General features: G+C 58.4%; 9 protein-coding genes. 3 read left to right on the top strand and 6 right to left on the bottom strand.

The window, feature by feature from the left end; all coding sequences use genetic code 11:
• Positions 1 to 2 precede the first annotated feature (2 nt).
• The 4 genes from CA85_RS11445 to CA85_RS11430 form a co-directional block, all read right to left on the bottom strand.
• Entirely contained in the window at positions 3 to 1,385 is a 1,383-nt protein-coding gene (locus CA85_RS11445; RefSeq protein WP_146391489.1) for a hypothetical protein, read from the bottom strand.
• A gap of 231 nt (positions 1,386 to 1,616) precedes the next feature.
• Complete coding sequence (locus CA85_RS11440; RefSeq protein ID WP_222435437.1) at positions 1,617 to 4,073, bottom strand: ABC transporter permease; 2,457 nt, start codon at positions 4,071 to 4,073, stop codon at positions 1,617 to 1,619.
• A 5-nt stretch (positions 4,074 to 4,078) separates the two neighbouring features.
• Complete coding sequence (locus tag CA85_RS11435; RefSeq protein WP_146391487.1) at positions 4,079 to 5,041, bottom strand: ABC transporter ATP-binding protein; 963 nt, start codon at positions 5,039 to 5,041, stop codon at positions 4,079 to 4,081.
• Between the two features lie 113 nt (positions 5,042 to 5,154).
• Positions 5,155 to 5,565: a GntR family transcriptional regulator gene (locus CA85_RS11430; RefSeq protein WP_146391486.1), complete on the bottom strand. Its 411-nt coding sequence runs from the start codon at positions 5,563 to 5,565 to the stop codon at positions 5,155 to 5,157.
• 296 nt (positions 5,566 to 5,861) lie between these two features.
• On the opposite strand from CA85_RS11430, the gene CA85_RS11425 reads away from it, so the two are divergent.
• Entirely contained in the window at positions 5,862 to 6,260 is a 399-nt protein-coding gene (locus CA85_RS11425) for a Dabb family protein (protein WP_246112710.1), read from the top strand.
• Between the two features lie 303 nt (positions 6,261 to 6,563).
• Here the strand turns inward: CA85_RS11425 and CA85_RS11420 are convergent, their stop codons facing one another.
• Both CA85_RS11420 and CA85_RS11415 read right to left on the bottom strand, forming a co-directional pair.
• Positions 6,564 to 8,618 (bottom strand): LamG-like jellyroll fold domain-containing protein, encoded by a 2,055-nt coding sequence (locus tag CA85_RS11420; protein ID WP_146391485.1) that lies wholly within the window; start codon positions 8,616 to 8,618, stop codon positions 6,564 to 6,566.
• Positions 8,619 to 9,014: 396 nt separating this feature from the next.
• The gene (locus CA85_RS11415; protein WP_186774883.1) at positions 9,015 to 10,325 is read right to left on the bottom strand and encodes a PDZ domain-containing protein; all 1,311 of its coding nucleotides are present in this window, start codon (positions 10,323 to 10,325) and stop codon (positions 9,015 to 9,017) included.
• 406 nt (positions 10,326 to 10,731) lie between these two features.
• Between CA85_RS11415 and CA85_RS11410 the strand changes: the two genes are divergently transcribed.
• A complete protein-coding gene (locus CA85_RS11410) occupies positions 10,732 to 11,127 on the top strand; it encodes a hypothetical protein (RefSeq protein WP_146391483.1) in 396 nt (131 codons plus the stop codon).
• Between the two features lie 430 nt (positions 11,128 to 11,557).
• Positions 11,558 to 12,223 (top strand): TIGR04282 family arsenosugar biosynthesis glycosyltransferase, encoded by a 666-nt coding sequence (locus CA85_RS11405; protein WP_146391482.1) that lies wholly within the window; start codon positions 11,558 to 11,560, stop codon positions 12,221 to 12,223.
• Positions 12,224 to 12,555: the final 332 nt, after the last annotated feature.

Below are 12,555 nucleotides of genomic sequence, written 5' to 3'. Positions count from 1 at the left end.
GTCTACCGAATCGCGGTTTCTGCCGCCGCGATGTCCTGGTCACTGAGATGCAACTCACTTGGTGGATGTGCGGGAAAGTGAAAATTTTCGGAGAACATGTCGGGTTCATCGTAGTCATAGCGCGTCTCGAACCGCCACACTCGCGCGATTTGGCCACCGGGGTCGACCTGGTATCCGAAGTCGAATCCGTCGACCATTTTCCAGTCCGAGCTCGCCAAGCCAACCTGGGTTAGTTCCGCGAGCGATCGAGGCCAGCGGCCTTCCTGCAATTGGAACTGCTTGATGGCCACCGCCGTCACTGTCCGGCGTTGCTCCATTTCATCCCGAGCCAAGTGCTCCGCACGGTTGTCCATGAAATAAAAGTCCGTGATCGCACTACTCGTCGCCAACGGAATCGATGAGAGACCCGCGACGGCGGCCCGGGCAAGGTCCTTCTCCTGACGATCGGACACCGCGCGGGCGGCCATCACGTGCTGGCGAGTCCCAGCCCCTTGGAGCCGATCGTAGGCGGAGTACATGCGGAGATTCCGGGCAATTTCCGTGGAAGCAATTCCGAAGGGCAGGATATTGGGGCTGTTGCGGCGGTCATAGTGGTCGCTCTCATTGAGTGTCTCAATCTTGTCCAAGAACAAGGCCAGCTTGTTGTCGAGATACTGGCGCCAGAGAACCTCGCGGTCTACGTGACCACTGAGTAACCTTCGGAGACGGCGCAAGTCATCCGCCTGCCAGAAGTCGTGCTCGAGCGAGCGATGGATCAATTCGTACGGAGGGGCGACGTTTTCGATGCCCATGGCGGCTTTTCCTGCCGCGACGGACAGTTCCAACAATTCAGCCGCGTAGGCACTGTCTCCCTCGTGGTAGGCATATCGGAACTCTTGCTCGAGAAGATTGTCTCCACTCCAGTTCCCATTGCCGTAGACCGGCACTGTCAGCCAAGTCGGTGAACTACCTTGCTCCGCGTGCGTCTCTGCGAGTAACTCTCGCATTCGATCGATCAGTGGAACAGCCTCCTCGTGATAATCCTTGGCGAGCTGGGCAGCCGGCCAGGGCTCAGAGGCGGGAACCAAACCGTCTGTTTCCTCGAGCAATCGAAAGGCTTCGTCGTACTTGTACTGCATGAACGAGACCGCAGCGTCCAGATCTTTCCATTGCGTATCTTTGTTGAGCGAGGAATCATGCACACGCTCGGCGAGCTGTGTCGCCACATTCATGGGTTTCCCATCGGCATGCAGGTTTGCCAGTTCCGCCTCGACGGTATGGCGTGCAAACCATTGCTGAGAGAATCCGTAAAGCAGCAAACCGCCAACGATCAGCAGTGGTAAGAGAGCGAGGGCCAGGTAGCTCGTTTCGCTACGTCGTGACGGCGAGATAGGTGCATCAGCCATTTTAATTGCTCTTGGGTTTCAAAAAGTAGCTACCGTCGCCAGACGGTCGTTCGGTCACATCAAACTTATCCACGCTCACCAGTGCGGGAGCAATCCATGACACATATCGATTTGCCTTCCCGCTGGGAGGGGCGAGCGAAGCGACGGGAGGGCTACGCTGAAATTCATTGCCTGTCCTCTCCGGCCCACAGCAGGCCGAACCTCTCAAAGTTGACTGGATGGCGTCCGTGATCATGGTTCTTCACTCTCGCTCGAACTCGCCAATTCCTTGGCCTGGTTCTCCCAGTCTCGATACCACCTAACGGCGGGACTGTTCCAAAATTGATTGCCATAGGAAACGCCTCGTGGTTGGAGTCGCTCGCCATACCAACTATTGGCGAACGGAATGGATGGATCATCCATCAGCTCATGCAGCTCACGCCGCATCGGTAGCGTGTCTTGACCGTTCTCAGCGGCATCGATCAGCTGCAGAGCGGCCACGCATAGCCGGTCGAGCAAGCGATCTTGGATCCAATGAACCTTTTCCTGCGGGTACCACAGAAACCAATCGTTCTCTCGAAAACCACCAAACATATCCAAGTCTTTGGCGCGATCGTGCTCCATCGGTGGAGGATCCATTTCCCGCCGCCAACTCAGCAGTACCGCTCGGCGGCGAGCCGCACTGCGGCCCGCTTGATCGGCCAGCACAGCGATGGCACGCTGCGAGAAGTCGCGTGAACGCAGTTCCATGAGGTCCTGTCTTGATAGCGTTTGCGTCAACCAGATCTCGACATTGTCGGCGGCGTGCTGGTCGTACCATCGATCGCTTCGACGTAACCGGACGGCGATCTCGGTCAGGGCGTCGATCCATTTCCCCAGTGATTCAACCGCGTCGCTGTCCTCGGGATTCTGAGTGACCAAGTATCGGAAGTAGTTGGCGAACTCGATCGACCGACTCAGGATGTAGCGGTCGGCGCGAAGCGGCCGACGGTTGTCGGGATTAGAGGCACGAAGAACACCGGTGTCGTCGGGGGCAATATCTCCGATCTCCAAATAGTCCTCCGGTAAAAAACGTTGGGATGCCACGAGTTCCGTCAGATTGATGTCGGTCTTGTGCTGCGTCTGCTGGAGATATTCCAGCGGCACGCTGGCTCGCATCATCGGTTGTGCGTTGCCGGTCGAGGATAGCTTTTTGGAGTTCGCGGCCAACGATGCTCGCGCGCTCGGTGTGATCCCTGGGAAGGACGCCACATCGATCGCGAAGGGGAGGATGGGCAGGACGAGAAATAGCACGGTCGTGACGACCCCGCAGGCCCAGATCGGCCACTTGGCCGAGTTGTCCATGAACCGCCGCATCATCAACCAGGTCGCTAGCATCGGCAGCAGACAACAGACGGCCAGTAGCCAAAATGGGGCGTTGGAACTGATCGCGGCCGCACCCAACCAATAGAGAGCAACCCCCGAAAGGATCGGAGCGATGAAGGCAGAGGCGGCGAGGATGCGGATCCACTGGCTCGTCGCTTGTGAGACCGCATAGATCACCCACAACCCAGCACCCACCATCGCCATTGACGGGACGACGTCCACGCGATTGTCTGCCGGGTTTCGCAGTGTGAGGAAGGACGAGATCAGGAACGCGATCATCGCCACCGCGATCGCACTCAGTCCAATCAAATGACGGCCGATCCATGCCCGCGTCGGCGAGACACCCCGGTCGGCTAGAAACCGCAGGCGGCTGGCGCTACCGTCACCGTGAAATACGAATACACCGAGCCAGGACGTTGCGATCGCACCAGCGACGAACGTGCAGACCATCACCATTCCAAACTCATCGCTCGACTGCGATGATACCGCCATGTAACCAAAGGCGAACGCCCCCGATAGCATCGCCAGGATCAGAAGCGTCAAGGTCATGCGGTTGTGATGAATCGATTGCCAAATCAATGAACTCAGCGGGTAGCGAAACGGCGTTTCAGGCACCGGGAGCGAATGGGCAGGCCGCCACGCGGCCAACCAATGACCAGGGCCGGTTGCTTCGAGTTCCGGTCGAGCGGGCGAGAGATCTCGTATTCCCGCTCGGTAGCCCATCCACGCCATCACGATGATCCCGATCGCTGATGCCAGCGTCAGTAGCCACGCAGATTCCTGGAGCGAAACGTGTCGCCCCGTCATGAAGAGACTGTAGTAAATTGACGTCGCCAGATAGGGCAACGCCGCCAATGGGATCAACACGATCAAACTGGCAAAGGTGTTCTTCATTCGCCACGCGGTGTAGAAGCCGCAGCAGAGAATGAAGATGCTGTGGGTGAACCAATAGAGTGAATTGGCGACGCCCGCTTCATGGCCAGGCAGTCGACTGTTTCCTGCCAGCGATCCGATCAGCGCGCAACAGACCCACATGACCAGCAAACCAATTATCGCGACAGCTAGCTTCACAAGCACGATCAGCGAAGGCGAGATCGGGAGCGATGAACACCAATCCATCGTCCGGTTCTCTTTCTCTTGACCGACGAGAATCGCGCCCACCCCCGCAGCAAACAGGGCGGGGAGAACCAGCGGAATGTAGTGGCCAAAATTGGCCATGGTCTGGGCCGCGCTCATTGTCGACCAGAGCACGAACAGCAACACGGCCACGCCGAGCAACATGATCACCAGCGGGACGACTTGACGCGTCTCTTTCCAGGCCAAGCCACGTAGAGAAGATGACATCGGATTCATGATGCGGCCTCCATGGCGGTTTCCTGCGGCGTTTCATCAGCGGATTCGGGTGCACTCGCTGGACGCGATAGCGACCCCTTGGTGCAGGCAATGAAGATTTCTTCGAGCGACAGGGGCCGCTCGCTGACGCCGGTAACACCGGTCGCCGACGCTAACTTCGTGTGCATTTCCGGAGTGAAATCGCGCACCACCAGTCGCCGTTGACGGCCGAGTAATTCGTCGCACATCACCTCAGCCGGTGTATCGATCGTGGGAATCGCGACGAGCGGATCGTCGAGGCTGACGGTTAGCTCAGTCATGGACTGTTTGAGCTCGTTGAGCGGGGCGACGATACGAAGCTTGCCCTCATGCAAAATCGCAATCGTGTCGGCGACCCGTTCTACCTCGCTGATCTGGTGGCTCGATAGGAAGACGGTACGTCCGGATGCTGCCCGATCGATCATGCTCTCGAGAAAATCTCGCCGGACCATCGGGTCGAGCCCCGAGGTCGGCTCATCGAGAATCAGTAATTCCGGATCGTGCGCGAGAGCGAGTGACAGTGCCACTTTTGCTCGCTGCCCTTTGCTCAAATGCCGGATCTTGCGGTCCTCGGGGATCTCATAGCGGCGAATCGACTCGCGGTAATACTCTAGAAAACCTTTCGGAAAGAACGAGGCCGTGAACCATCCAATTTCACCCACGCTCATCCAGTCGTAGAGCGCCGGGGAGTCCGAGACATAACCCACCCGCCGACGGACTTCGAGCGGATGACGCGTGGGGTCAAGCCCGCACACGGTACATTGACCCGACGTCGGTTTCTGAAACCCTGTCATGATTCGAATCATGGTCGTTTTTCCAGCACCGTTCTCGCCGAGCAATGCAAAGACACTTCCCGGCTCGATGGTAAAATCGACGCCGCGAAGCGCATCGCATCCGCGAAAACGCATCGTCAATTGCTCGGCTGTGATCACTGATGTCATGGCTGGGGCCTCGGGGATGAGATGGAGTGAAGAAAGATGTTTTGTTGTCGGCAGCACAGCCCAGTCGTTTAGAAAGCACGACCTGGCTGAAGCGATGCGCAAAGAGTGGATCGTCAGTCGGGCGGAGAAGACGTCTTCGACATGCTGTCAGCGAGCGATCCGAGTTGCTGCTCGACGATGCCGCGGATCTCGTCCGCCGTCAGGCCGCCCTGCAGCGCCTCGGTCAAGACGCTCTCCACACGGCCAGCGATGATGGACTTCCGCTGCTTGCGGCAACGGTCCAACGCCCCCTTGCAAACCACCACACCGCGGCCACGGAGCGTCTCCGTAATCCCATCGGATTGCAGTTCGAGGTAGGCGCGGGCGACCGTATTCGGGTTCACCGCGAGCTGCGTGGCGAGCTGCCGCACGCTGGGCAATAACTGGCCCGGCCGCAGCGTCTGCTCCGCGATCGCGAATTTGATTTGACGAACGATCTGAGCATAGATCGCCACGCCATTGGAAGGATCAACCGTAAAAAACATTGGGAACCGCCACCTTTCTAGTGTTCTGGTGTACTCCGGTGATAGTACAGTTGCGGTGAGCCTGCGTCAAGCAAAAAAGTTTAGGTTTTTTTGTCGACCGACGGCTCCGTCCGTCGCGAGAATGGAGGGGTGGTTTAGCTCAGACGGACGGAGCCGTCTGGCTACTTTGTCAACCACTACCACCATGTGCACCGGAGTTGCTGTGTGTGGGGGGGCGATCCGGGGCAGTGGGTGGGTTATCATGTGTTTTGATTGGCATCCCATTCCACCTTCCCTGTTAATGAGGGCACCTGGCCATGAAATCCACACTCTGTACTATCCTCGCACTCGGTTTAATCGCAGTCATCACCATGCAGTTCACCGCCGTTGGCTCGGACTCGAAAACGTCCCCCAAAAAACTCCGTCACATGGTGATGTTTAGCTTCAAGGATTCCAGCAGCGAAGCGGATGTCCAAGGCGTTGTGGACGCGTTCGTGGATCTGCCGAGCAAGATCTCGTCGATTGCTGCTTTCGAACACGGCGAGAACAACAGCCCAGAAGGGCTCAACGATGGCTTGACGCATTGTTTCTTGGTCACGTTTGATGACGAAGCTGGCCGCGCCGAGTATCTGCCCCACCCGGCTCACAAAGCCTTCGTTGAAATCCTCAAACCGCATCTCGAGAAAGCGGTTGTCGTGGATTATTGGGCCGAGTAGTTGATCGGGAGAGCAAGAAGTGGCGTAAGCTTCCAGCCTGCGGTCAGCAAGAATCGCGAACTGGAGGCTTGCGCCGTCTATCAAATCGTCAGTTGTTCGTCACCCGATGCGAAGCAGTCGGGTGGGCGGCGCTGCCCGGTGCCTCACCGGGCTGTCGATTAATTGAGCCGAGACGCGTAGGCGACCGGGTAGGCGTCGCTACCCGGGGCCTTACGGACCTCGGATCATACTTGCGGTGCCAACGTCGATTTAATCGACTGTCGGATCAACCGAGGCCTTTCGCGTGTAGCGGACGAAACCGGTTTAGGGTTTCGCAGGACTTTCCACCAATCGACTGGCGCTGCCCATCAATCCGTGTGACGCCGAACCGCTGTGGTCGAGCACGAACGGGCCAGTCGTGCGGTCCAGGTGCATGAGCAGGACCGTTTCCGCTTCAGGCTTGTGGCGGGATGCGGGCGTGAAGTCTTCTGAGTAGACGGCCGCTTTGGACAGTCGGACCTCGTCGATCATCGCGCGGACTGGACGCGTGGGCTGTCCGCGAGGATTGGGGTCGGCTCCGATGAACAGTGGCAGTTTGTTCTGCTTCCGCTTCGGCGTCTCACCGTTCTCGCCTCGCTTAGCTGCTGTTTTCGAGCCCGCCAGCTCACCGTTGACGAATATCTTCACCGACTCGCCGTCGAAGACGCCTGCCACGTGGGTCCACTGATCAACGATCATGGGGTCTTTCGCAGACGCGGTAACGTATTTGCCGTTCAGGTGGATCGTAAACTCTGGCACGCCCTCATCACTGAAAATCGCAAACTCGGAACTCTCTGTTTTTGCCAGGAGCCCGCGGTAGCCTGTGTTGTCGGTGGGACGCACCCAGGCCTCCAGCGTCATGGGGCCGTCGGGGAGTTGAATTTGATCGGAGTTGACCGCAATGGCGGAGTTCTCGTTTTTGACCAAGAGGCAGCGGTCGGCATCGCCAGCAAAGTAATCAGCTGGAACCTGGCCAGGCGTGATCCGCAGCGGTGCCACGACGTCGGGCAAGCGGACGCGAGCCGTTTCGGACAAGTGGTCGATCTCCATTCTGACTGCCGGAATGCTCACCGTCTCGATCAGCCCCGGGCTGCGGCTGATCGTGAAGGTTACCTCTTTCTCTTCGCCCTTGGCAATCTGAAAGTGTTGGTGGTCGAGCGTCGATTGCCAGCCTTCCCGCTGCGACGAGGGGGCGTTCATCAAGGTGATATCCACGTCATTCTCACTTCCGTTCTTGATGGTCATCACTACCTCGCCGCTGCAGGTGCCATCGGCGTTGAGGATCAGGTCGTCCGATGTCTGCACGGGCCGGATGCGACGTGCGTTGCTGACCTCGGCCAAGAATTCTGGAGTGAACTGCTGGGGGTCAATCACGGCTCCGATGGGAATCGCGGCCACCGAGATGCGGTCCTTTCTCACGGTGACCATGTTGAGGTGATGCAGGTAGCCAGCATCCGGGATTTCGGCTGAAAGGTGTCCCCCCGTCGTCGCCAGGGCATAGTAGTCGATTCCATCCTTTTTGCCGTCGTACCGCATGTGGTGAATATGGCCAGCAAAGACAGCCGACACGTTTCCAGCGCCAGCGAGTTTTTCGTGGACTGCTTGCCAGTTGCTGCCCTCATAGCCACCGCCGATCCAGCGAGGGTGATGCAAGAAGACGAACACATGCTCTGCATTCTCGAGTTCCTTGAGTGCTGAGTCGAGAAAAGCGAGTTGTTTCTCACTCATGTTTTGCAGTTCGCCTGAGCTGAATCCTTTCTTGTTGGTCTCCGGGTTGCCCTCGTCGGAGAACAACACGATGAAGCCAGCGTTCTTGTGCTGAAAGCTGTACCACAGTGGCCCAAAGTGCTCTTCGTAGTTGGCTTCGTGCTGGCCCTGAGGCGCCGGGCCTTGTCCTCGCCAATACACATCATGATTGCCGGCGACGGGAAACCATTTCGATGTCAAACCGTTCATGACTGCTTGGAACTCCCGCATCTGGGGCATCCACTCGTCGGTATCGTTGTAACCCTGGACTAAGTCGCCCACGGTCATCACGAGGTCTGGATCGAGAAGGTTGGTATCGACGACCGCTTGCTCGAGAACTTTCAAGCCTTCGGGGACGCCTCCAGTCCGGTCACCATAAATGACGAAATGAAAGACATCCTCATCCGCCGGTGGCAGCGGTAGCACAACTGAGCTTTCTCGGGTCGTCATCACACCCGACCCATGCTCGTGATCGGCATGGTCGTGGTCATGGCCCTCGTGAGCCGCGGCGATACCGGGTAAGCCGAATAGAAGCGTGGTGCCGAGTGCCACCAGTCGAAGGCAAGGGAACAAACGGTTAAGAGCGATTTTCATGGGCGGGCATCCTAGGGACGAAAGGGGGGAGGTGAGTTTCAAAGGTCCCACATCATAGCCCATCGCTCCGCCTCATTGGCCTCTCTTCACGAGCTTTTAACGGCTCACTGGAATGTCCTTTCGTGGCAGTCCAAACCCCGTCGTGTCTCGACGCCCGCCCGGTTAGGGAACGGGGAAGTTTCCCGTCAGGGGTGATCGAGAATAGCCGGTGGTTTGAGCGCAAGGGAACGCCACCGGATACGTCAACCAGCGAGACACCGTAGCTGGCGCTACGCTGACCTGCGGCTATTCCCTTCAGCGCCTTTGGCGCAGGAAAACTTGCGGGGCTGCACAGTTCGTCAGCTCACAAGAGTCGTGCAGAATCATTTCTCCCGATGCGCTATGATCACACCAGACTTACCAGTAGACGTTTAAGCCTGTTCCGAAGCCAACTCCGCCTCGGTAACCGTAGGGCAGGCGGCCTCCGTAGTAGTAGGGGCGTCCGCCGTAGCGATAGTACCGGTAGTTGCCCCTACCGTAATTTCGGTAGCCGCGGTTGTAGCGGGGGTAGTAGTAGTTGGTCCGGTTGTTACTGCTTGTGGAGGGGCGTTGGTTGTTTCTCCACTGAGAATAGTTCGGGCTGGTGTAGCGTGCGCCGCTCCAGTCGTTGCTGATGTTCGGCGGGAAGTCTCCCCGGAAACCGACCTGCGACAGGATCGCTCGTGCTCGGAGAGTCGACTCGCTCGGTACGCGTTGGACGGTCGGGGAGAGTCGCTCGGGGCGCGATCGGTGGTGGGAAACGTCATCGTTTTGCGGTGCCGCTTCCGCCGCCGGGCCGCTCGTCGCATCAGGCTCTTTGAGCTCGTCAACTTCCTGACGCAGGATTCGGATCTGTCGCCGCATGTCGTCGAGGATGTCATCGATCACGGCTGGGCTCGTCAGGGGCCGCAGTTCCGGCATCGCCATAATCCGCGCATCGCGTGGTGTGGCCGTTTGTGTGCGAAACCATTGCATGGGTGCTTCGGCAACTACTCCGAGTTCTGCACTGATCTCCTGCTCCTGGCCAGTTCGTTCGATCGTGAGCCGGATCTCGTTCCCCGGCTCGAAATCGCTCACGTCATCGACGAACCCTTCGAGCGACTCAACGCGCTCTCCGTTCATCGCAATGACTTCGTCACCACGTTGCAGCCCCGCGTGCTCCGCTGGGCTATTGGTGGCAACCTCCTGAATCACGACGCCCGTATCACTTTCGTCGGCAGGTAGCAGCACGACGCCGAGCCAGCCACGATGACTCTCGGGGAGTTCTTCGGATCGGGCTGCCAGGCGTACTTCCTTGGCAGCGAACTTGCCGCGTCGCCACACGTTCACGTTGATCGTGTCGTTGCGATTGAGTTGATCAATCTTCTGCTTTAGCTCCAGTGGGTTCGATACAGTCTGGTCGTTGACAGCGATGATGTAGTCGCCTGGCTCGATCCCCGCCCGGTCGGCTGGCCCTCGGCGGAGAGTGTCGATCACGCAGACTCCCTCTCCGGGTGATGAGCCCACCATGACCCCGAGTTCCGGAGATTGATGGTCAGTGTGGGCCGCGTCGCTAGCTTCGCGGGACTGATTGGCTGTCGAATCTGAATCGGCAACGGGCTGTCCCTGTAATTGGCTCGCGCTCGGCAGGCCGGCGGCGACGGCAATCGTCGCTGCCAAGTACCACGAGTTGGTTCGGTTGCGTTTCATAAGAGTGTTGCTCCAGTATGAGTAAAGTACGTGTCTGGAAAGACGCCTGTCCCGTTGGGCGGAGGTCACCGGATCAGGTATGCATCGACTGCGAGTCCTTTGCGACGTGGATGGCGAATTGGATGATGCAAATAATGTTCCTACCAGCCTGCGTGGCTCATGCTTTGCTGGGCGGCGGGAACCATTTGAAAAGCCGCCTCGGTTTGCCCAGAGCGGAGTGCGTCGCGGGAGTGCACCGCGATGATCCGTCGCCGGCCCTCCTGGTCCACGCGGCGCTGCATCGACGAATGTCATCCTGGTGAGGCTCGGCATGCGAGTTGCTACACGGCCATTGCCAATCGGGGAGGCATCGAGATGGGCAGGGAGTCCATCGTTCACTTTCACCATCGCATGGAAGGTTTTTGATATGGTCGCGATCCAAGACTCACTCACGGCAACTGAAAACTGCACAGTCGCTGCTCGCAAGACAATCGCTCACACAGAGCAATTCTATCATTTTCCCAAGCTGGGTGTCCGGATTCAGATCAGCTTGAGCCCCCACAAGCCACCTCGACTCGATACGGAGCTTTCCGACAAGCTCTTTCGATCTGATTTTCGAGACGGGGAGTGGTCGAGTCTCTCTCAGGCGGGGTTGTCGCCTGCTGAACGCTCGCAGCGGCGACATGATATCTGCAACCGGCTCCAGATCGCAGGCTTCTCGCTTGATGTCCTCGAGCAGCAATGTGCAGAAGGGGATCTTGAAGTGGCGTCGACCTTAGAGATCGTTCTCGAGTCGCTCTCCCAGCTCGAGCAATCCTGTTGAATCTCCGGGGTGGCGGGACGCGGTTACGCACGGGTTATTGAGAAGTTGGAGGTGAGGGGGGCTGTACCCATGAGTGATCGGTTGTTACCAATCGCCACTGGCACCAGCCAAGCAGGTCCGAGCGAGCTGCTTTCCCTCGCCAGCAGCGACGCCAAGCAGCACGCGATCAATCTCTGTCGTAGTGGACGAGGCGACGAGTCCAAAGCCGCAGGACTCGTCGCCTCATCCACTACGAAAACGGACACTTATTCATCGTGTGTTGCCAAGCGAACGAGTTCTCGACCGATGTGTGGGAGCTGGTTCGCCGGGTGATGGTTTCAGTGGATTGGCTGGGGCTCTCTGACGGTGGTTTCAGCCGGACGCCTAGCTTGGGGCTGGATGGAGGACGGCCGCGGCGCATTCCTGATGTTCGATGATCGTAGGTGAAACAATGAGGACACGAAGCGTTAGCGAAGCCCCGGCGGGGGCATCTCGACTGATCGTATTCACGCGGTATCCCGAAGCTGGGAAAACGAAGACGCGGATGATCCCCGCTCTCGGTCCTGAAGGGGCGGCCGAGTTACAAGTTGCCCTCACTCGGCACGCATTGAGAGTCGCTGCAGACTACTGCGCTCAAAATGCCGGTGAATGGGAAGTCCGTTTCGCGGGTGGTGATGCGGTGAAGATGGGGCAATGTTTTGGCGCCGACCATGACTATCGGCCGCAAGCCGGCGGTGATCTCGGGAGGCGTCTGGCCCAGGCCGTTGCCGCCGCCTTTGATGAGCACGCTCGTCGTGTCGTTGTCATCGGAGCTGATTGTCCCGCCCTCCACGCCGGTCTGCTGGGGCAGGCGATGCGGGCGCTGCGCGATTCGGATGTCGTGCTCGGCCCTGCTGTCGACGGAGGCTACTACCTCATCGGAATGCGTCAGGATCAGCCGCAGTTGTTTCGGGGGATCGACTGGGGCAGCGATCGAGTGCGTGAGCAGACTCTCTGCAAAGCAAAGCAGTCTCAATTGCGGGTTCATTGTTTAAGGCCGCTTTCGGATGTCGATCGGCCCGAGGATCTGTCGCTGTGTGAGCGGTACCTGAGCGGCTATCGGGCGGCCAAGAAGTGAGTCACGCTGGCTGTCGGTCCCTGGCGAGCGTTTGTTCGTCAGGGACGCATTTTTTGAATGATCATTGGATTCTAGAGCCATGCCTGGTATGTCCCCAAGTTAGCCTAAATAACTACCAGGGGCGCATTCTGAGTGCTTTCATTGAAGGAATTCACTTTCCCTTCAATCAAGGAACTCCGATATGGCAATCGCCACCAAGAAACGTTCGTCAAAATCCAATCAGGCCCGTTACATCGGCAAGCCAGTTGGGGTGATTCAGCAGCGAGTCGAGGCGGTCGGTCCCTCTCACTTTGGTGTCGTTTCGGTCGACTGCGCCAAACGCAGATCCAAGT

Source organism: Allorhodopirellula solitaria, from assembly GCF_007859855.1.
Taxonomy (GTDB): domain Bacteria; phylum Planctomycetota; class Planctomycetia; order Pirellulales; family Pirellulaceae; genus Rhodopirellula; species Rhodopirellula solitaria.
The sequence above is the reverse complement of the archived record's forward strand: the minus strand, read 5'-3'. Positions and strand labels throughout refer to the sequence as shown.

Bases quoted from the DNA above. Each gene is read 5' to 3' on its own strand.
- CA85_RS11445 (WP_146391489.1), bottom strand. From the start codon at position 1,385: ATGGCTGATGCACCTATCTCGCCGTCACGACGTAGCGAAACGAGCTAC.
- CA85_RS11440 (WP_222435437.1), bottom strand. From the start codon at position 4,073: ATGTCATCTTCTCTACGTGGCTTGGCCTGGAAAGAGACGCGTCAAGTC.
- CA85_RS11435 (WP_146391487.1), bottom strand. From the start codon at position 5,041: ATGACATCAGTGATCACAGCCGAGCAATTGACGATGCGTTTTCGCGGA.
- CA85_RS11430 (WP_146391486.1), bottom strand. From the start codon at position 5,565: ATGTTTTTTACGGTTGATCCTTCCAATGGCGTGGCGATCTATGCTCAG.
- CA85_RS11425 (WP_246112710.1), top strand. From the start codon at position 5,862: ATGAAATCCACACTCTGTACTATCCTCGCACTCGGTTTAATCGCAGTC.
- CA85_RS11420 (WP_146391485.1), bottom strand. From the start codon at position 8,618: ATGAAAATCGCTCTTAACCGTTTGTTCCCTTGCCTTCGACTGGTGGCA.
- CA85_RS11415 (WP_186774883.1), bottom strand. From the start codon at position 10,325: ATGAAACGCAACCGAACCAACTCGTGGTACTTGGCAGCGACGATTGCC.
- CA85_RS11410 (WP_146391483.1), top strand. From the start codon at position 10,732: ATGGTCGCGATCCAAGACTCACTCACGGCAACTGAAAACTGCACAGTC.
- CA85_RS11405 (WP_146391482.1), top strand. From the start codon at position 11,558: ATGAGGACACGAAGCGTTAGCGAAGCCCCGGCGGGGGCATCTCGACTG.